The 18,228-nt window shown below is 56.6% G+C and carries 17 protein-coding genes, 2 tRNA genes and 1 pseudogene; 9 read left to right on the top strand and 11 right to left on the bottom strand.

Translation table 11 applies throughout. The features are described 5' to 3' along the window. Nucleotides 1–19 precede the first annotated feature (19 nt). Complete coding sequence (gbd, locus tag ACOAP0_RS00670; RefSeq protein ID WP_498376030.1) at nucleotides 20–1,156, bottom strand: 4-hydroxybutyrate dehydrogenase; 1,137 nt, start codon at nucleotides 1,154–1,156, stop codon at nucleotides 20–22. 55 nt (nucleotides 1,157–1,211) lie between these two features. Between gbd and ACOAP0_RS00675 the strand changes: the two genes are divergently transcribed. Further along, on the top strand, nucleotides 1,212–2,204 hold the full coding sequence (locus tag ACOAP0_RS00675) for an alpha/beta hydrolase (RefSeq protein ID WP_498376029.1): 993 nt from the start codon (nucleotides 1,212–1,214) through the stop codon (nucleotides 2,202–2,204). A 12-nt stretch (nucleotides 2,205–2,216) separates the two neighbouring features. After that, on the top strand, nucleotides 2,217–3,083 hold the full coding sequence (locus ACOAP0_RS00680) for a YbgC/FadM family acyl-CoA thioesterase (protein WP_498376028.1): 867 nt from the start codon (nucleotides 2,217–2,219) through the stop codon (nucleotides 3,081–3,083). Between the two features lie 13 nt (nucleotides 3,084–3,096). On the opposite strand, the gene ACOAP0_RS00685 is transcribed toward ACOAP0_RS00680, so the two are convergent. Next, nucleotides 3,097–3,732 carry a protein phosphatase CheZ gene (locus ACOAP0_RS00685; protein ID WP_087493829.1) on the bottom strand — a complete coding sequence of 212 codons (636 nt, stop codon included), beginning with the start codon at nucleotides 3,730–3,732 and terminating at the stop codon, nucleotides 3,097–3,099. A gap of 104 nt (nucleotides 3,733–3,836) precedes the next feature. Continuing rightward, complete coding sequence (ygfZ, locus tag ACOAP0_RS00690) at nucleotides 3,837–4,766, bottom strand: CAF17-like 4Fe-4S cluster assembly/insertion protein YgfZ (RefSeq protein WP_498376027.1); 930 nt, start codon at nucleotides 4,764–4,766, stop codon at nucleotides 3,837–3,839. Between the two features lie 10 nt (nucleotides 4,767–4,776). Here ygfZ and mltG point away from each other — a divergent pair, with 10 nt between their 5' ends. The 6 genes from mltG to ACOAP0_RS00720 all read left to right on the top strand — a co-directional run bounded on the left by mltG (nucleotide 4,777) and on the right by ACOAP0_RS00720 (nucleotide 9,359). After that, nucleotides 4,777–5,793: an endolytic transglycosylase MltG gene (gene mltG, locus ACOAP0_RS00695; protein WP_481873344.1), complete on the top strand. Its 1,017-nt coding sequence runs from the start codon at nucleotides 4,777–4,779 to the stop codon at nucleotides 5,791–5,793. A 10-nt stretch (nucleotides 5,794–5,803) separates the two neighbouring features. After that, nucleotides 5,804–6,460 (top strand): dTMP kinase, encoded by a 657-nt coding sequence (tmk, locus tag ACOAP0_RS00700; RefSeq protein ID WP_498376026.1) that lies wholly within the window; start codon nucleotides 5,804–5,806, stop codon nucleotides 6,458–6,460. Next, nucleotides 6,457–7,482, top strand: coding sequence for a DNA polymerase III delta subunit-related protein (locus ACOAP0_RS00705; protein WP_498376025.1), 1,026 nt, complete (start codon nucleotides 6,457–6,459; stop codon nucleotides 7,480–7,482). The genes tmk and ACOAP0_RS00705 overlap by 4 nt, the downstream gene beginning before the upstream one ends. After that, nucleotides 7,479–7,841 carry a PilZ domain-containing protein gene (locus ACOAP0_RS00710; RefSeq protein WP_087493824.1) on the top strand — a complete coding sequence of 121 codons (363 nt, stop codon included), beginning with the start codon at nucleotides 7,479–7,481 and terminating at the stop codon, nucleotides 7,839–7,841. The genes ACOAP0_RS00705 and ACOAP0_RS00710 overlap by 4 nt, the downstream gene beginning before the upstream one ends. 70 nt (nucleotides 7,842–7,911) lie before the next feature. Next, nucleotides 7,912–8,703 (top strand): TatD family hydrolase, encoded by a 792-nt coding sequence (locus ACOAP0_RS00715; RefSeq protein WP_498376023.1) that lies wholly within the window; start codon nucleotides 7,912–7,914, stop codon nucleotides 8,701–8,703. Next, on the top strand, nucleotides 8,700–9,359 hold the full coding sequence (locus ACOAP0_RS00720; RefSeq protein ID WP_498376022.1) for an ankyrin repeat domain-containing protein: 660 nt from the start codon (nucleotides 8,700–8,702) through the stop codon (nucleotides 9,357–9,359). Before ACOAP0_RS00715 ends, ACOAP0_RS00720 begins: the two co-directional genes overlap by 4 nt. Before the next feature lie 245 nt (nucleotides 9,360–9,604). On the opposite strand, the gene ACOAP0_RS00725 is transcribed toward ACOAP0_RS00720, so the two are convergent. Further along, the gene (locus ACOAP0_RS00725) at nucleotides 9,605–12,520 is read right to left on the bottom strand and encodes a Tn3-like element IS1071 family transposase (RefSeq protein WP_003049965.1); all 2,916 of its coding nucleotides are present in this window, start codon (nucleotides 12,518–12,520) and stop codon (nucleotides 9,605–9,607) included. A gap of 145 nt (nucleotides 12,521–12,665) precedes the next feature. On the opposite strand from ACOAP0_RS00725, the pseudogene ACOAP0_RS00730 reads away from it, so the two are divergent. Continuing rightward, nucleotides 12,666–13,550 (top strand): annotated as a pseudogene (locus ACOAP0_RS00730) (ATP-binding cassette domain-containing protein); the annotation flags it as partial. Between the two features lie 78 nt (nucleotides 13,551–13,628). Here the strand turns inward: ACOAP0_RS00730 and ACOAP0_RS00735 are convergent. The 7 genes from ACOAP0_RS00735 to ACOAP0_RS00765 all read right to left on the bottom strand — a co-directional run bounded on the left by ACOAP0_RS00735 (nucleotide 13,629) and on the right by ACOAP0_RS00765 (nucleotide 18,137). After that, nucleotides 13,629–13,704: transfer RNA gene (locus ACOAP0_RS00735), tRNA-Lys, on the bottom strand. Nucleotides 13,705–13,721: 17 nt separating this feature from the next. After that, nucleotides 13,722–13,797 (bottom strand) — tRNA-Lys (locus ACOAP0_RS00740). A gap of 44 nt (nucleotides 13,798–13,841) precedes the next feature. Then, a complete protein-coding gene (locus ACOAP0_RS00745; protein ID WP_498376021.1) occupies nucleotides 13,842–14,648 on the bottom strand; it encodes a tRNA threonylcarbamoyladenosine dehydratase in 807 nt (268 codons plus the stop codon). Further along, nucleotides 14,645–15,439 (bottom strand): tol-pal system protein YbgF, encoded by a 795-nt coding sequence (gene ybgF, locus ACOAP0_RS00750; protein ID WP_087493924.1) that lies wholly within the window; start codon nucleotides 15,437–15,439, stop codon nucleotides 14,645–14,647. Before ybgF ends, ACOAP0_RS00745 begins: the two co-directional genes overlap by 4 nt. A gap of 3 nt (nucleotides 15,440–15,442) precedes the next feature. Then, nucleotides 15,443–15,985: a peptidoglycan-associated lipoprotein Pal gene (pal, locus tag ACOAP0_RS00755; RefSeq protein WP_087493925.1), complete on the bottom strand. Its 543-nt coding sequence runs from the start codon at nucleotides 15,983–15,985 to the stop codon at nucleotides 15,443–15,445. A gap of 27 nt (nucleotides 15,986–16,012) precedes the next feature. Further along, nucleotides 16,013–17,272, bottom strand: coding sequence for a Tol-Pal system beta propeller repeat protein TolB (gene tolB, locus ACOAP0_RS00760; protein WP_498376020.1), 1,260 nt, complete (start codon nucleotides 17,270–17,272; stop codon nucleotides 16,013–16,015). A 13-nt stretch (nucleotides 17,273–17,285) separates the two neighbouring features. After that, nucleotides 17,286–18,137, bottom strand: a complete 852-nt coding sequence (locus tag ACOAP0_RS00765) for a glycosyltransferase family 2 protein (RefSeq protein WP_498376019.1) — start codon at nucleotides 18,135–18,137, stop codon at nucleotides 17,286–17,288. Between the last annotated feature and the right edge of the window lie 91 nt (nucleotides 18,138–18,228).

An 18,228-nucleotide genomic window follows, 5' to 3' on the forward strand; every position in this document is an offset into this window, starting at 1 on the left:
ACGAGGGCCCCACAAGCATTTACATCGCGCTACTGAGCATGTGCCGGTAATCGTCTGCGGTCGCAAGACGGGGGTTGGTTTTGTGGCAGTGGTCCGCCAGAGCACCGCTGATGATGCGGTCGAACAAGTCCTCGGTGACGCCCATGGCAGCCAGACCGGTGGGCAAGCCCAACCGGGCGTTCATGTCTTTTACCGCCTCGCCCAGGTCAGAGGCGGACGCCACACCCATGGCGTGGGCCATCCGTTGCAGGCGCTTGTCCTTTTGCACGGATTCAGCCGCCGCATTGAAGGCGATGACTGCGGGCAAAAACATGGCATTCAGGGTGCCATGGTGCAGGCGAGGGTCCACACCGCCCAGACTGTGGCTCAAGGAGTGGACGCAACCCAACCCTTTCTGAAAGGCCATGGCGCCTTGCATGCTGGCACTCATGAGCTGAGTGCGCGCCTCCACGTCACTGCCGTTGGTGGTGGCACGTTCGATGTGTGCCCATGCCCGCTCCAGACCATCCAACGCAATGCCGTCTGCCGGCGGGTTGAAGGACGCCGCCATGAAGGTTTCCATGCAATGCGCGACGGCGTCCATGCCGGTGGCCGCCGTCAGACGCGGTGGCAGGCCCAAAGTGAGTTCCGGGTCGCAAATCGCGGTTTTGGGCACCAGGTGCCAGCTATGAAAGCCCAGCTTGCGATGGTCATCCACGATGATGATGGCGCCGCGCGCCACTTCGCTGCCGGTGCCGCTGGTGGTGGGTACCGCGATCAAGGGAGCGACCCGCTCGGTGATGCGCGCCGAGCCGCCCTCGATGGTGGCGTAGTAGGTGAGGGGGCCTTCATGCGTGGCGGCAATGGCAACACCCTTGGCGCAATCGATCGCGGAGCCGCCGCCCACCGCAATCAGGCCATCGCAGCCCTGCGCGCGGTAGAGGTCTGCCGCCGCTCGAACCGCGGCCTCTGTGGGGTTGGAGGGGGTCTGGTCGAAAACCGCCACGGGCATGCCGCCCAAGGCATCCAATGCTTTTTGCAGAACTCCGGCCGCTTTGACACCTGCATCGGTCACGATCAATGGGCGAGTGATGCCGGTGCGCTCGCATTCGCTGCGTAATTGCCGGATGGCGCCACACTCGAACTGAATCTGGGTCACGTAATAGATCAAAGCCATGGTGCCGCCGTGTAGGATTGAACGAATCCCCACTGTAGCGATTCTTCTGCCTGCCATGAGTCACCATTTTGACCACCACGCCAACCCGCGCACGTTGCTCACACCGGCCACCCTGAAAGTGGTGGACAGCATCGCCCGCGCCGGCCATGTACCCATGCACGCGATGAATGCAGCACAGGCCAAAGCGGCCTACGCGGCGGCAGCCAATGTGCTGGAGCTGCCGGTGCAAAAGCTGGCCCGTGTGGAGGACTTCACCATCCCTGCGCGGGATGGCTACTCATTGCCGGCACGCCACTATGCGCCCACCCACGACACCTTGCCGGTGCTGCTGTACTTGCACGGCGGCGGCTTTACCGTTGGCAACATAGCCACCCATGACGGCTTGTGCCGCCGATTGGCCCACCTGGCGGGCTGCGCGGTGGTGTCGCTGGACTACCGGCTGGCGCCGGAGTTCAAATTTCCCACCGCCCATGAGGACAGCTGGGATGCACTGCAATGGATTGCACACCATGGAGCAACCAGGGGCTTGGACGGAGCACGAGTGGCCATCGGTGGGGACAGTGCAGGGGGCACTTTGTCGGCGGCTTGTGCCATCGAAGCGCGTGACCATGCGCTGCCTTTGGCATTGCAGCTCTTGTTCTATCCGGGCTGCGCCGGCCACCAGAACACGGCCTCCCACAAGCGATTTGCCAAGGGCTTTGTGCTGGATGAAGCAAACATTACCTATTTCTTTGAACAATACATCCGCACACCTGCCGACCGTGATGATTGGCGCTTCGCCCCCCTGGACGGCTTACGCGCGGACGGATTCGAGGCAGACCTGAGCGGAGTGGCACCGGCTTGGATCGGGCTCGCGGAGTGTGACCCGCTGGTGGACGAGGGGGTGCAATATGCAGACCGGCTACGCATGGCGGGTGTCGCTGTGGACCTGGAGATTTACCGTGGCGTCGTTCATGAGTTCATCAAAATGGGCCGTGCCATCAGCGAGGCCGCGACGGCCCATGCGGATGCGGCCCGCGCCTTGCGCGCCGCTTTTCACCTGACTTGAGGAGGCTCAGCCATGACCCTTGTGCGCAATGACATCCGCTTCTTTCACACCCTGAGGGTGCGTTGGTCTGAAGTGGACATGCAAAAAATTGTGTTCAATGCCCACTACCTGACCTATCTGGACACTGCCATGGCGGACTATTGGCGCGCCTTGGCGGTACCTTATGAGGCTGCGATGGTGATGCTGGAGGGCGACCTCTACGTCAAAAAGGCCACTGTGGAATACCACGCCTCTGCCCACTACGACGATCTGTTGCACGTGGGCTTGCGTTGCGAGCGAATTGGCACCAGCTCCATCAACTTCAGGGGGGCGATTTTTCAGGGCGAGAAGCTGCTGATCACGGCCGAGTTGGTTTACGTGTTCGCAGACCCCGCGACCCAAACCTCGCGCTCAGTTCCCGATGCGCTACGCCGCTTGATGACGGACTATGAAGCGGGCAAGCCTTCTGTTCGTGCTCACACCGGGGCATGGGGGGCGCTGGCGGAGCAGATTGCTCCACTACGCCACCGTGTGTTTGCAGACGAGCAGGGGATTGATGAAGCGCTCATGTGCGACGAGGCAGACGCTACCGCCATCCATGCCGTAGCTGAGAACGGACTGGGCCAGGTCGTGGCGAGCGGGCGTCTCATGAAGCATGAGCCTGGCATGGGCCGAATCGGGCGCATGGCCACCGAAAAAGCATTGCGGGGCCAGGGTCTGGCCCGGCAGGTTTTGCATGCGTTGATGGCCGTCTCCAAAGACCGGGGAGACACTGGCATCGTCTTGCATGCGCAAGTAAGCGCGGTGGGCTTTTACCTCAGGGAAGGATTTGTCCGGCAAGGCGCAGAGTACATGGAAGCCGGCATTGCGCACCAGACGATGGAATTGCAGTGGGCCTGAAGCCCTGGAAAACTTAAAAACCCAGTGATGCCAGCAGGTCGTCCACGTCGTCCTGCTTGAGCGCAGTCTCTGCCGTCTGGGGGCCTTCGAGTACATGGGTGTCCACAGAGGCCGCAGCACCAGCCTCGCCGGACTTCGGCACAGCGACTGTTTCAGGGGAGCTGTCGATCAGCAACTGCACCAACTGCATTTCGGTACGGGTGATGATGTCGATGACCTTTTTGATCACTTGACCAGACAAGTCCTGAAAGTCCTGCGCCATCATGATGTCGCTCAGCACTTCAGCCTGCTTGCCCGAAAACTCAGCAGTAGAGTGGGCAAACTTTGCGCATGTCAGCAGCATGCCGCGCGCCTTGTCGGTATTGAGGTCGGGAGCCTGGGCCAATCGGTTCAGGGCTTCGCCCAACTCATTGCCACGGCCGGAAAGATCATCACATGCCGGTTTGGCCACTTCTACCAGGGTCAACACCTTGTTGGCGGCGTCCTCGGTCATTTTCCCGACATAGGCCAGGCGATCGCGCGCGTTCGGTATCTCCTCCACGATGTTGTGGAGCTGGTTATTCCCCAGCACCGACAGAGCCTCGTGCATCTCACGGGTGATCGATCCCAGTCGGGCGAATGCTTCTTCTTTGGTGAGCGGTGTGGACATAAGCGAACGGATTCCCTTCGGCGCGTTGTCTTTCTTTATCTATTATGGGGGGCTAATCAAGCAACGTCATCCGTCTAGACAAAAATTCAGCGGGTGAATACCGTTCAAATGTCTTCCAACAGGGGATAAGGAAGCGGCAGCAGCTGAATTTCGCTATCGCCCGCACTCAAAGGCCCTTCGGTAGCCGACAACTGAAGCGACACGATGGCCACATAACCACCCTGCGGATCAGGCGCAGCCTGGACTACGAGACCAACGGGCTGATCGGCATCACCGTTAGCGAGGATCTCTTGACCAGCCGTGAGAAGGGATGTGCTCCGGGCAACAAAAGCCCTGCGTTTTAACGTGCCGCGGAACTGGCTACGCGCCACCACCTCTTGGCCCGGGTAGCAGCCTTTTTTGAAACTCACGCCCCCCACAGATTCGTAATTCAACATTTGGGGCACGAATGCCTCAAAGACCGGGTTGGACAATGTGGCGACTCCGCTCATCACCTCACCCCATTGCCACACCGGCAATTCCATTTCCGCCCCTTCGGGCGCTGCACGGCTCACCGGGCTGACCATGAGCTGCCTGTGCACTGTTGCCGCCGGGTAAAGGTTAATGATTGAATCCTGCTCAATATCCCACTTAGCCCACGCCGGATATGCGCCAGCAGCTATATTTTTTGTAGCATTTCCCGCGAGGCCCCAAAGGGAGAGCTCGTCCGACGCATCTGTGAGCTTGGCCTTGGCACGCATGACAAACATCGACAGTCGCTTCAAGGTGGTGGGCAGCAGATCCCGGCTGCAGACCAAAAGCACATCCCCGTCGGGGGCTTTGAAGCCAATAAATGATGCCTGCATGCGCCCTTTGGCGGAACAAAAGGCGGCGAGACGGGCTTGGTCAAGCCCTAGAAGCGCAAAGTCTTGCGTCAATTGGCCGTGAATAAACTTGGCGGAGTCTTCGCCATGGATGCGGATCACGCCCAAATGGCTCAAACGCGCGACACCGTCGGGCAGGGAAGGGGAGGGCAACAGGTTCTGACTGGTCATAGGCTGAATTATGATTCCCCGTTTCATCCAGACAGAGAGTAGGGCTGTGCGCTTTTTGATTGCGGTTGTTCTGGCAGTAGCTGCCCTGTTTGCCGCAGGATTTGCGTGGGTCCATGCACCACTGGCGCAAAGCGCTGCCAGCGTGGACCTGAATATTGAGCCAGGTAGCAGCCCCAGAGACGTGGCTCGTTTGGTCGCCGCAGCCGGAGTCAAGGTCCAGCCCGACCTGTTGTATTGGTGGTTCCGGATTTCAGGGAAGTCCCGCAACATCCGGGCGGGCAGCTACGAGTTGCCGGAGGGCACCACGCCCATGACTCTGCTGCAAAAGGTAGTTCAAGGTGATGAAGCCTTACGTTCCGTGACCCTGGTGGAGGGCTGGACCTTCCGCCAAGCCAGACAGGCACTAGCCAAGGCCGAAGGTCTGCGACCTGACAGCAAAACCATGTCTGATGAATCAGTGATGGAAGCCTTGGACAGGAGTGGTCAACACCCCGAAGGGCGCTTTTTCCCGGACACTTACACCTACTCCAAGGGCAGCAGTGATCTGGCTGTGTTGCGGCGGGCCATGCGCTCCATGGATCAACACCTGGAAGCGGCATGGAAACTCAGGACTCCCTCGTTGGCGCTGCAGAGCCCTGACCAGGCACTGGTACTGGCGAGCATCATCGAAAAGGAAACAGGGCGCACTGCAGACCAAGGATTGATTTCAGCCGTGTTCAACAACCGCCTGCAGATCGGCATGCGTTTGCAAACAGACCCGACGGTAATTTATGGCTTGGGTGACAAGTTTGATGGCAACCTGCGTCGTACTGATTTGCAGACCGACTCGCCTTACAACACCTACACACGCAACGGCCTGCCACCCACACCTATTTCGCTTCCCGGCCGCTCGGCATTACTGGCGGCGGTCAACCCGCAGAGCTCCAAGGCCCTCTATTTCGTGGCCCGCGGGGATGGCAGTAGCCACTTCAGCAATACCCTGGACGAGCACAATAGGGCAGTTGACAAATACCAAAGAGGGCGCTGAGTTGCCGGCTATGCAAGGACTATTCATCAGTTTTGAAGGTATCGATGGTGCGGGCAAGTCCACACACATTGATGCTGTGCGACAAGCTTTTTTGGATGCAGGCCGTACCGTCACATTGACCCGGGAACCGGGTGGAACGCCCTTGGCCGAACAGTTGCGCAACATGGTGTTGAACGACCCGATGGACGCCATGACCGAGGCCCTGCTGGTGTTTGCAGCGCGTCGTGACCATGTGCAAAAGGTGATCGTTCCAGCGCTGCACAAAGGGGATGTCGTGTTGTGCGACCGTTTTTCGGACGCCAGTTTTGCATACCAAGGTGCAGGAAGAGGCTTTGACTGGCAAATGTTGGAAACCCTGGAGTATTGGGTGCAGGGTAAGTTGCCTTCGCACGGTGGCAACTCCGCGGCAGACCTATTGAAGCCTCAAACCACCATCTGGTTCGATTTACCCCCGGCCGTTGCTGCTGTCCGACTGGCTGGCGCCCGGGTTCCGGACAAATTTGAGTCGCAGCCAGAGGCGTTCTTTGACCAAGTCGCTAGGGGATATGCACGCCGGGCGACGTCCGACCCGGCGCGTTTTGCACGAATTGATGCAGACCAGGCGCCTTCAGAAGTCCGACGTGACGTGATGGCTGCATTATCTGAACGTGGCTACTTCTCCACATGACAGACGGCAACACTTATCCTGTGGCGCCTTGGATTCAGCGTCAGACGGATTCGCTCTTGAGCCAGCGAGGTCATGCGTGGCTATTGCAGGGCCCCTCGGGACTCGGGCAATACGCTCTGGGCCTCGCTTTGGCCAGAGCATGGCTATGTGAATCCCCTGGCCCCCATGGCGCCTGTGGTACCTGCGGAAGCTGCCATGCCATCGATGTGCGCACCCACGCAGATTTGTGTGTGTTGATGCCGGAGACCACCATGCTCGAGCTGCTATGGCCGCTCAGTGAGAAAGCGCAATCCGAAATCGACGACAAGAAACGCAAACCGAGTAAAGAGATTCGTGTTGACGCCATGCGGGAAGCCGTAGAGTTTGCGCAGCGAACAAGCGCGAGGGGCAGGGGGAAAGTGGTGCTGGTATTCCCCGCGGAAGACATGAACCACATCACGGCGAATGCTTTGCTGAAGACCTTGGAAGAGCCGGTGGGCGATGTGCGGTTTGTATTGGCCAGTGAATCTGCGCATCAGTTGTTGCCTACCATTCGTAGCCGGTGTATAGCTCACACCATGGAATGGCCATCCCCAGATGAGGCCAGCGATTGGCTGGTGGCGCAGGGCCTTTCACGGGACGTGATTCCTTTGGCACTTCAGGCTTCAGGCGGCAGGCCAGACGATGCCTTGGCTATCGCGAGTGCCGGTTCCGCGCTGGAAGCCTGGCCCCTGATACCCAAAGCCTTGCTGGCAGGAGATACGACTGTCTTCGAGGACTGGGGAGCTGCGCTTCAGATCGACGCTGCACACAAGGTTTGCCACGATTTGATGCTTCAGTTTTCCGGGGCTGAGCCCCGGTTCTTTCCAAAGACCTCATTGCAAGGCATAAAGACGGATATCAAGTTGCTAGCTCAATGGTCCAAACAGTTAGCTGGTGCAATGAAAACCATGGAACATCCCTTCAACGCAGGGTTGATGGCGGAAGCTCTTGTCTCTCAGGCGCAATCCGTCCTAAACTCTGGCGACCCAAGGAAAAAATGAGCAGCACCTCTACCCCCAGCGCCCGGCCCAGCGTTATCCAGCTCTCCATCAAGGAAAAGGCTGCACTCTACGCTGCGTACATTCCCATGTTTACCGAGGGTGGGGTTTTCATACCTACTACCCGTGACTACAACTTAGGTGACGATGTCTACGTGCTTTTGTCCTTGCCTGAAGATATGCAGCGCTACCCTGTAGCCGGCAAAGTGGCATGGATCACCCCAGCAAAAGCTGCCGGGGGAAGAACCCAGGGCGTTGGCATTCTTTTTCCCAAGGACGAGAAGTCGAGGGCGCTCAAGCTCAAGATCGAAGAGATTTTGGGTGCTCATATGGCATCTGACCGCCCAACCCAAACAGTCTAAAGATTCACTTCATCGGGACTGCCTGCGACTCCGTTCCTATGCATGCACCCGAGATCACATCGGGTACCGCATGTTTACAGACTCCCATTGCCACCTTACTTTTCCAGAGCTGGCACTCAGTTGGCCCAGTATTTCCGAAGCAATGCGGGCCGCCAAAGTGGACCGTGCTTTGTGTATTTGCACGACTCTGGAAGAGTTTGAAGCTGTTCATTCATTTGCACTTTCCGTTCCGCACATCTGGGCTAGCGCAGGCGTACATCCTGACAACGAAGGGGTCAGGGAACCGGACCTAGAAACGCTGTTGTCTCTCGGCTCACTTCCCAAAGTAATTGCGATTGGCGAAACGGGTCTGGACTACTACCGTCTCGGCGACAGAAGCATTGTTGATATGGAATGGCAACGTGAGCGCTTCAGACTCCACATCAGAGCAGCGCGCCAATTGGGTAAACCGCTGGTTATCCACACGCGAAATGCATCTGAGGACACCCTTAGGTTGCTCAAGGAGGAGGGTGAGTGCGGAGATAGCCAGAGCGCCGGTGGCGTGTTCCATTGTTTTACTGAAGATACCTTGGTCGCCCGCCGTGCGTTGGACCTGGGCTTCTACATTTCTTTCTCTGGAATTGTCACCTTCAAGTCAGCGCAGAGCATCCGGGATGTTGTTGCCATGGTTCCCCTCGATCGCCTGTTGATCGAGACGGATAGTCCCTATTTGGCTCCAGTGCCCCACCGCGGGAAGACCAACAATCCATCCTATGTGCCCTTCGTCGCACAAGAACTTGCCCGGATCAGGGACTGTTCCATTGAAGATATTGCGTCCGTTACCAGCCGGAACTTTGAGGGTTTATTCAAGGTAGAGACATGAGAAATTACATTAAGTTTCTGGTTTTTACCTATGTTTTTATTGGATTTTCCATCTGTAGAGCCGGATCCTATGAAGACTTTTTTCTCGCCATAGACAAGGACAACGCGGTCGTCGTTGAAGCGTTGCTGCAGCGTGGTTTTGATCCCAACACAGTCAATCCCCGTGGCTTGCCGGCACTGTTGGTTTCTATCAAGGCACCAGCGCCGAAGATTGTGAAGCTTCTCTTGGCCCATCCGGAACTCAAGGTGGAAGCTCGTAGCCCCCAGGATGAAAGCGCCTTGATGCTTGCAGCCTTTGCCGGTGATCTGGCACTCTGTGAAGCATTGGTCGCTCTGGACGCTGATGTAAATAAGCCCGGATGGACTCCATTGCACTATGCAGCGACGAATGCCCATACTGCCGTCATGCATTATTTGTTGGATCAATTCGCCTATGTGGATGCGACTTCTCCCAACGGGACAACGCCGTTAATGATGGCCGCAATGTATGGGAATAGTTCCGCGGTAAAGCTTTTGCTGGAAGCCGGTGCAGATCCTGGCTTAAAGAATGACAAGGGTCTAGGGGCTTTGGAGTTTGCCCAGCAAGTAAAGAAAGAGGAATCCGCAGCCATCATTGCAGCCTTTATACGGGCACGACGACCCAAAGGTGCTTGGTAGTTACTTCATACGATGTATATTATGTTAAGTTGCATAAAAAATTGAATTAGCGGATTTCGAATTGGACAGTCGGAACCGTTGGGTCGGAAAATGATGCTCCAAGGGGTCTCCTCGTTTTCAGTGCAATAAGTGACGGTACGAAAAGCTAGCACTGGCGCGGAGGTGGTGTTGGTAGATCGTTGATTTCATTGACTTTCCTGTTCACTTTCAAATCTGCGATTCGTGGCGTCAAACCGTGGTCGGTTTCATCCATTGGTGCCAGTTATCGATGCATTTGGCCGCGAAGGCAGGATTTGGTCAGCATAGCGGTCAACCGGGAAGCGAAACACACCCCGCAAGTTGATGCTCTCCAGCCTGGTGGGCGCAATCTTCCCGATCAGTTCCGGTGGAATGACCTGGCGGCGGTTCGACCAGCGATCCAGGACCGCCTGCATCTGTGAGGTATTCCACGCCATCACGATGTTGGCCATCAGGCTCAACGCATCGGCCACAGCCTGCATTTCATCGACACGTTTGGCCTGCGCCGGGCTGATCCGGCCGGTATAAATGGCGCGCTTGAGGGCGTTAACAGCCTCGCCCCGATTGAGCACCCGGCGCAACTCGTTCCTGAAAGCGTCCTTGACAAAGTAGTCAGCCAAAAACGCCGTACGCAGCAACCGCCCCAATTGCACGCCAGCCTCATAGATTGGATCGCCCTGGGCGGCAGAACCGAACCGCGCAAGAGCTGCCACCGCACTGGCATGTCCGCTCATGACCGAGGCTGCCAGGTGCACCAGACTATCCCAATGCTTTTCGATCAAAGCGACGTCGACATTGGCTTCGCACACCGCAGCGATTTCTGCGGGCACTTTGGTGCCGCGTGGCACAAAGAGGTGGCGCTGTTTGAGTTCCTTCAACCGCGGGCAAAGATCAAAACCAAGCAAACGGGCATGTGACATGGCAAAGTCGGTGTAGCCATGGGTATCCACAGCAAGCTGGCTGGTCTCCAGCTTTTCTTGGCGGATGACACCTTCAATGGCCACGCCCGCCTGGCGCTCATTGAGCACAAAGGGCTGCGCATGGAAGATGCCCCACCGGTCTTTTACATGGGAGTAGATTCCAATGGAAGGTGTGTTGCGCCGAGGATCAAGCCGGGCTTGCCACACCCGTTTGGTGGTCTCCATGCTCATCATGTCAGAAGATGCCAAATCGGACCGCCCCCAGGTGGCGGCAATCGGGTGTCGCTGCATGAATTCCAGCACAGCCTGGCAGGCCTGGCTCAGACGCCGTTCGTCCCGCGCCCAGCGCATGGCCTGGCGAATGCTGGTGGCAGACAATTGCGGAATCATGCGCGCGCATTCGACCGCAGTCAGACTGGTGCCGTGGGCCATGATGCCGGCATAGACCATCAGCAGCTCGTCGGTAGAGCGCGGCTCACGTCCGAGCATGATCCAGCTAAAGCGCACCTGGGCGTCAACGGCCAGAATCACTTCCGGCAATTGAACCTCACCGATGCGGTGATCCAAAGCCGCGCGCAGCTTGGTCACTTCTGGGTCTTCGTCCTCTGCGGGCAATGGCGACAAATGGAGTTCATCATCCACGCGCAGTACGCCACTGCGGGCTGCAGCGGCCACCGCATCGACACCGGCAGTTACTCTGGCCAGCAAAGGCTTCAAGAAAGTGGCAGCCTTGCTGGGTAACGATAGACGGGCATAGTGTTTCTTGGACTCTGCCTGCCAACGCTCGTCCGTGAAGAACAAGCGCGCACGACCCCGAAAGCTCAGGCTGTGCTCAATCCAGACCGAGCCATTGCGCACCGCGCGGCGCAGGGCAAACAGGGTGGCCACCTCCAACGCCTGAAACGCCCGTTCCCGGTCTGGGCTGGAGATCGAAACCTGCCAGATCATTCCCAGACTTGGTGCCACCACTTCAACTGGCAGCTTTCTGGATCCTTTGAGATATAAAGCTTGCAGCTTGGCAAGGTACTCGATGGCAGGATGCTCGCCGGTGGCCTGCCAGGGCAGCTTTGCAATGGCGACGAGCAACGACCGCACGGGGCGAATTCCATCAATCAATCCCTCGCGGACCAGGGAGGCCCTGCTCGGTGGTTTGCGTTTCTGGGTTTCGGTGATCAAGGCTTCAAGACGGGCACGCAACTCAGCATCTGGCACCGCACCTTGCGCGCTCAAGGCAACAAGTTCGCCGAGCAGCGTTTTGTACATTGCGGCCCAATTGACGGTAGCGGGGACATCGGCGGCAGCCTGACGCCACAGATCGGCGATCCGGCGCTGCACCATAAGGATCAACTGGTCTGTGGTGGTGAACAGGCAATACCGAAGAAAGCATGCGACCTCCACGGTGCGCGCTGGCTCTTTGATCTTGGCTCCGGCTGAGGGCGGCCTGGAGACAAGTCGGCGCGCGTAGCGGCGCAAGATGAGATCGGGGATGTCTGCCAGGTGCTTATGAACGTCCAGCGTGTAAAGCAGGTCGATGCGCTCCAGTACCTCGCTGATTTGGCGGGTTGAGTGTTTCGCCGGTGCAGCCCATAGCCAACTCTGCTGGGTTTGTCCATCTGGGCGCAGCTCTGAAACTGAGGCTCGCCAGCGATCAAGTGTTGCTGGATCAACGCTGGCGGCGATGGCGGTGCCTGTTTCAACTTCAAGCTGGGCAAGTGCCGCCGCAATCAGTGTCCGAATTGCCCGCTCGTGCACGATCACCAGCTTGTTCTTGTACAGCCATTGACGCGCCCGCACGAGTAGCTGATCGCGGTCGGCGCAGCGCGCCACTTCGTCGCGCAGTTCACGTACCAGTGAGCGGCGCTGGTGCTCGCTCATCCACTGGAATCCAAGGACCGTGCAGGCTACTTGTTGGTGATCGAATAGCGTGCGCCCGCGTTCATACATGGCTCTCAGCGAGGCGACTTCTGGTGCTGCAATGCCAAGCTCGTTGCCAAGGTGGCGCCACAAGGCTACTGGAATTACCCGAAAGGCACCGAGCAAACGCCCACTCATGCGCAGGAAACCAATATGGAGCGCCAGACCAAGCTTGTGGGAATCACCTCGGCGTGCATTGATTGCGTCGCGCTCGGCACCATCGAAGGTGAAAAATGCCTTCATCTCGAAGTCGCTGATATCGCGGGGGAGCCCACGCATCCCCAAAAACGTTGTGTGCCAACCCTGCATCGTGAACCTCAAAAGTGGGAGGCCACCATACCCGTTTACAAAGCGAACAGGAAAGTCAATGAAATCAACGGTCTACCCAGACCACCCCCGCGCCAGTGCTAGCTTTGCGTACCGTCACTTATTGCACTGAAAACGAGGAGACCCCATATTGGGTGCCAACGGACAAGGTAAGTCCACGCTGGTCAAAACCGTGGCCCGAGATCTCGCGCCTCTGGGTGGCGAAGTGACCGAAGGCAAGGGCCTGAACATCGGCTATTTCGCCCAGCAGGAACTGGACGTGCTCCGCCCTGACGAAACCCCGCTGGAGCACATGATCCGGTTGGTGAAGGACATGACCGCTGCCGGCAAAATTGCCGGACAGCAGACCCGTGAACAGGACCTCCGCAGCTTCTTGGGAACATTCAACTTCAGCGGCGACATGGTCAAGCAGGCCGTAGGCAGCATGAGCGGTGGTGAGAAGGCCCGACTTGTGCTGTGCATGATCGTGTGGCAACGCCCTAACCTGCTGCTACTTGACGAGCCGACCAACCACCTAGATCTGGCAACACGCGAAGCGCTGGCCATGGCGCTGAACGAATTCGAAGGCACCGTGATGCTGGTGAGTCATGACCGGGCCTTGTTGCGCTCGGTCTGCGATGAGTTCTGGATGGTTTCTCGAGGTGGGGTCGAGCCCTTCGATGGCGATCTGGATGATTACCAGAAATACCTTTTGGATGAAGCCAAGCGTCAGCGAGAGCTTGCCAAAGAGGAGGCCAAGGCTGGTGTTCCTGCAGTATCTGTGACGGCCCCTGTTGCTGTGAAAGTTGGCCCAACTGCAGACGAACTGAAAAAGTGGAAAAAAGACCTCGCCGCAACCGAGGCGCGTATGGAAACTCTCAATGCCGAGGGCGCAGAGTTGGAGGCCAAACTCTCCACCAACCCGCACCCTTCAGAGATTGCAGAAGCGGGAAAAAGATTGAAAGCAGTGAATGTGGAGCTCCAAAATCTGGAGGAGGTTTGGCTCGACCTCACTGCCAAGTTGGAGGTCTGATCCGGCCGTCGGGGCGTAAGCCCCAAATAAAAAAACCCGCCTTCGAATGAAGGCGGGTTTTAAGGTCCACTTTGTAGGTGGTGGGAACTGAGAGATTCGAACTCTCGACCTACGGATTAAGAGTCCGCTGCTCTACCAGCTGAGCTAAATTCCCCTAAATCGTCAAAATCTTGGTGGGACCAGCGGGGGTCGAACCCACGACAAACGGATTAAAAGTCCGCTGCTCTACCAACTGAGCTATGGTCCCGACAGTGCTCATTAATTGCTTATTGAACCCTGCGTAGCCTCAAATTATAGCGTCTTTTTTGAGGCCAAATGAGTTGGAACCGATAATTTATCGATCACCCAGCCTGCCGCACACATTCCAAAGGTGGCCGTAACACTTACCAAGGAACCGTAGCCGTGGCAATTCAGCGTTCCATTGCCTTCCACAGCGCAGGAGGCATCCGGACCACGAACTGCCTCCTTGCTGTAGACGCAAGCGACCTTCATGTTTTTCCCGTCTTTGGGCGCCCCATGTGATTTCCGAAGACGGTAGCGTAGCTGGGCTAAAAGGGGGTCATGCGTGGTTTGACTCAAATCAGAAATATCCACGAGATGCGCCAAACGCTTACCACCTGCGGCACCGACAGACACAAATAGGACCTTGGTCTCACGCGACCATGCAGCCATTGCAACTTTCGCCTTGACGTTGTCACATGCATCAATGACTGCATCTACTTGTCCACCCAAAATTGCGGGCCAGTTGTCCTCGTCAACGAAGTCGTCGACCACCACCACCCGGCACGCAGGATTGATATCTGCAATGCGTTCCCGCATCGCTTCGATCTTGGACATACCGATTGTGCTGGTCAAAGCGTGCAACTGCCGATTAATGTTGGATTCGGACACATGATCCATATCGATCAATGTCAGCGCAGCAATTCCGCTCCTGGCAAGAGCTTCCACAGCCCAGGAGCCCACACCGCCGATCCCTACAACAGCGACATGCGAATTGCGAAAGCACCCGGCCGGCTCAACTCCAAAGAGCCGGTCTATGCCGGAAAACCGGCGGTTGAGGTCAGCCGCCTCAACCGCCCCTGAAGCAATGCCGGTCACTTCAAACGAGCCAAACGGTCCTTGGCAGCACTCGCAGCTTCTGACGATGGATAACTCGCAATCAGTTCTTCCAAAGTCTTTCTGGCCGCCTTGGTGTCTTTCAATTCAGACTGACAGTTAGCCAGTGCGAGTAACGCCTCAGGCGCGCGCAAATGATCGCCTGATTGCTGCACCAAGCTACGGAAATTAGCCTGTGCGTCCTTGTAGTCCTTGGTCGCGTACTGCGCACTACCCAGCCAGAACAATGAAGAAGGACGGTATCCAGAGGTCGGATAACGATTCAGGAAGTCGAGAAACACTGACTGCGCCGTAGCAAAGTCGCCTTTGCGAAATACAGCAAGCGCTGCTTCAAAATCGCGCTTCTCAGAGGGTTCTGCAAAGAACTCGCGACCGTCCACGGACACTTTCGAAGGCTCCAGTTTTCGCAGACGATCTTCAAGAAGTTGCGAAGAGTCTTTTTGTTTGCGCTGTGCCTCCGCCAGATCCCGCGCGAGCTGTTCTACCTGGCCACGAAGCTTGGCCGTGTCTGCACGACTAGCCTCAAGCTGATTTTGAAGCTCCAGAAGTGAACGGCGAAGTTGAGCCGCATCATCCGCATTTCGCTTGGATTCATCAGCAATTTTTTGATCGCTGTCAGCGCGCAAAACCTCAATTCGCTGGCGTAAATCAAGAATCGCGCGACGTGCCTCTTCATCGTCAAACAGGCCTGCAAATGACTGCCCTGCCCCTAAGCACAACAAAAGTGCTACTGATGCAGCGTGAGCAAAACGCTTCGTCAAAGGAGACATCATGACTTATCGGTAGCTGAACTCGGCGCGACGGTTCTTTTCCAGAGCGGCTTCGGAGTTACCCAGAACGGCCGGCTTTTCCTTGCCATAGCTGATAGCTTCCATTTGCGCATCAGACACGCCTTGGAGTTGCAAAGCCTTGCGCACTGCCTCTGCCCGCTTCTGGCCCAGAGCCAAGTTGTATTCGCGGCCACCACGTTCATCGGTATGGCCTTCAATGCTTACTTTGCGGGATTTGTCCGCTTTCAAGTACTTGGCGTGTGCTTCCAACGTGGCCTGGAACTCGGAGCGAATGACAAAACTATCGTAGTCAAAGTAAACCGTCTTCAATGCAGCACTCAACGCTGGATCCTGTGCATTTTTGTCCAAGGTAACAGTGGCGACATTGCTCTTTGCTACGCCGGCACCGTCATTGGTTCCAGTGGCTGCCGAACCTGCATTCACCGTTTGACCAGACTTGTCTTCGACTGGCACCTTGTCCAGCTTAACCGCAGAACCACAAGCACTCAAAAGAGCCACAACCGACATGAGCAAAACCAATTTTTTCATTCTCAAACTCCAAGTTAAATTTCAAAATTATTTCTGAGCGGGGCCCCAATCGGGCTCACGAATATCACCACCCTGGCCCGCCAGTCGGGCCTTGATGCGGCCGTCCAAAGTGGTTGTCATTAGCGCCTCTTTTCCTTGCAACAAAGTTGCGTAAATAATGAGGCGACTATTGGGAGAAAAGCTCGGGTTTTCGTCAGCCGCAGTATCAGTAATGGCTGAAACACTTCCGCTGACAATGTCCATCACGTGCAACTTGAATGCACCGTTGACCCTCGACACATACGCCAACCACTTTCCATCCGGACTCAGGGCTGGAGAGATGTTGTAGCCGCCAGAAAAGGTTACTCGTTCTGCACTCCCACCGCCAGCTGGAACCCTGTAAATCTGCGGGGAGCCGCCCCGGTCACTCACAAAGTAAATTGTCTTTCCATCAGACGTATAAACGGGTTCTGTATCGATCGCAGGCGATTGCATCAGGCGCCTGGGTTCCCCACCATTGGCATCCATCACATACAACTGCGACCCTCCATCACGACTGAGAGTGAGCGCAATGGACCGACCGTCCGGTGACCACGTGGGCGCACTGTTGGACCCCTTAAAGCTCGCGACGAGACGACGACGGCCGGTCGCAACGTCGTGAACATAAACCACCGGCTTTCGAGCTTCAAAGGACACATAGGCGAGTTGATTGCCATTGGGGGCCCAGGATGGGGAAATGATCGGCTCCGGGCTACTTAATGCGCTTTGAGCATTTTCGCCATCCGCGTCTGCGACCCACAGGTTATAGGTCGGCCCCGCCTTCGTAACGTAAGAGATCCTCGTGGAAAAAACCCCTTTATCCCCAGTCAAACGCTCGTAAACGAAGTCAGCGATCCGGTGAGCCGCCAAGCGAAGATCACCCGGCAGCACAGCGTGGCTCTGTCCCCCCAAATCCTGATTTCTTACGACATCCCATAAGCGGAATCGAACATCGAAGCGCCCGTCAGCCAATCGCGTGACGCTACCTGCAACAAGGGCATCAGCCCCACGTTGTCGCATAACGTTCAAATCCGGACGGGCACTCTCATCCAAACCAGAGCCGGACTCCACCCCTTTGAATTGACCGCTTCGTTCCAGATCCGCCTGCACGATGGCTGCAATTTTCTGAGGGGATTGATCCTCACCACGGAAAGCAGCAATTGCAACTGGGATTTGGGTCATTCCCACTCCGGAAACTTCAACCCGAAATTGCGCTTGAGCCTGTAATGCGGCCAAACCAAAGAAGCAAATTAACCAGAATTTTTTCATCGTGTTTCGATTATCACCGTGTGTAGACCCTAAGCTGTTCAAAACCCAAGCTTTGCTGGTAACCAACGGGGGCTTGGATCAACTTGTTTCCGATTCGTTCCCGGACTCGTTGCGCATTTGCATTTTCCCGGTCACGGCTGCTCTCCGGATGCCAAAGGTGGTAGACCTCCGTCGAGTAAAAGCCGTTCTTACGACAAAGCCCCGCATTGTGCAAACGCAGAACAAAGTCCGCGTCTTCATGCCCCCAGCCGACAAAGGTTTCATCGAATCCGTTGATCTCGATGTAATCCGCTTTATGTAAAGCCATATTGCAACTTCGAATGCCCTTCCACCTGAAAGCGGTCTGACGACGAATGGACAAATCAGGCAATCGGAACTTAGCGGTCCACTTGCTGGATTCCCCGCGAAATCTTCTCGCTATCCACTGCCACGTGGATTGATTGGACAAGTTAACTTCCCGGGCAATTGCACTTTGGGTCAGTCCTTGGCTGAGAAGGACACGACTACCATTCACAAAGTGCCCGTTCTGTGCCAGCATTCGGTGGCGCTTTACGAAGTCGATCTCAGGAACACAATCCCCATCGAGCAAGATCAAATAACCACCCGCGGCTTGGGCCACTCCCAAATTGCGCACCTTAGCGGCAGTGAAACCAACGTCCGGATGCCATACGTGTTTGACTGGGAAGTTCGCCAGACTTTCAATAGCGAGAGCTTCTGAAAGGTGCTGTTGATTGGAGCCATCATCTGCAACGATCACTTCGAAATGACGATCCGATTGGTGATCGAGTGCTGCAAGTACGCAACCAAGCGCATCACTGCGGTTGTAGGTTGTAATGACAATGGAGATTAGCTCTTTGGAAGGCATTTTCGACTAGACTTAGCCGCCCTTGATGCCGGAAATCACTCTCGGCGCTGGCTTGAAAGCTCAGGGGCTCAGGTCACTTTGGATGTTACCA

The organism is Curvibacter sp. Hmag1.1, assembly GCF_059769165.1.

Coding starts and splice junctions, on each gene's coding strand:
- gbd (WP_498376030.1), bottom strand. CDS start 1,156: ATGGCTTTGATCTATTACGTGACCCAGATTCAGTTCGAGTGTGGCGCC.
- ACOAP0_RS00675 (WP_498376029.1), top strand. CDS start 1,212: ATGAGTCACCATTTTGACCACCACGCCAACCCGCGCACGTTGCTCACA.
- ACOAP0_RS00680 (WP_498376028.1), top strand. CDS start 2,217: ATGACCCTTGTGCGCAATGACATCCGCTTCTTTCACACCCTGAGGGTG.
- ACOAP0_RS00685 (WP_087493829.1), bottom strand. CDS start 3,732: ATGTCCACACCGCTCACCAAAGAAGAAGCATTCGCCCGACTGGGATCG.
- ygfZ (WP_498376027.1), bottom strand. CDS start 4,766: ATGACCAGTCAGAACCTGTTGCCCTCCCCTTCCCTGCCCGACGGTGTC.
- mltG (WP_481873344.1), top strand. CDS start 4,777: ATGATTCCCCGTTTCATCCAGACAGAGAGTAGGGCTGTGCGCTTTTTG.
- tmk (WP_498376026.1), top strand. CDS start 5,804: ATGCAAGGACTATTCATCAGTTTTGAAGGTATCGATGGTGCGGGCAAG.
- ACOAP0_RS00705 (WP_498376025.1), top strand. CDS start 6,457: ATGACAGACGGCAACACTTATCCTGTGGCGCCTTGGATTCAGCGTCAG.
- ACOAP0_RS00710 (WP_087493824.1), top strand. CDS start 7,479: ATGAGCAGCACCTCTACCCCCAGCGCCCGGCCCAGCGTTATCCAGCTC.
- ACOAP0_RS00715 (WP_498376023.1), top strand. CDS start 7,912: ATGTTTACAGACTCCCATTGCCACCTTACTTTTCCAGAGCTGGCACTC.
- ACOAP0_RS00720 (WP_498376022.1), top strand. CDS start 8,700: ATGAGAAATTACATTAAGTTTCTGGTTTTTACCTATGTTTTTATTGGA.
- ACOAP0_RS00725 (WP_003049965.1), bottom strand. CDS start 12,520: ATGCAGGGTTGGCACACAACGTTTTTGGGGATGCGTGGGCTCCCCCGC.
- ybgF (WP_087493924.1), bottom strand. CDS start 15,439: ATGATGTCTCCTTTGACGAAGCGTTTTGCTCACGCTGCATCAGTAGCA.
- pal (WP_087493925.1), bottom strand. CDS start 15,985: ATGAAAAAATTGGTTTTGCTCATGTCGGTTGTGGCTCTTTTGAGTGCT.
- tolB (WP_498376020.1), bottom strand. CDS start 17,272: ATGAAAAAATTCTGGTTAATTTGCTTCTTTGGTTTGGCCGCATTACAG.
- ACOAP0_RS00765 (WP_498376019.1), bottom strand. CDS start 18,137: ATGCCTTCCAAAGAGCTAATCTCCATTGTCATTACAACCTACAACCGC.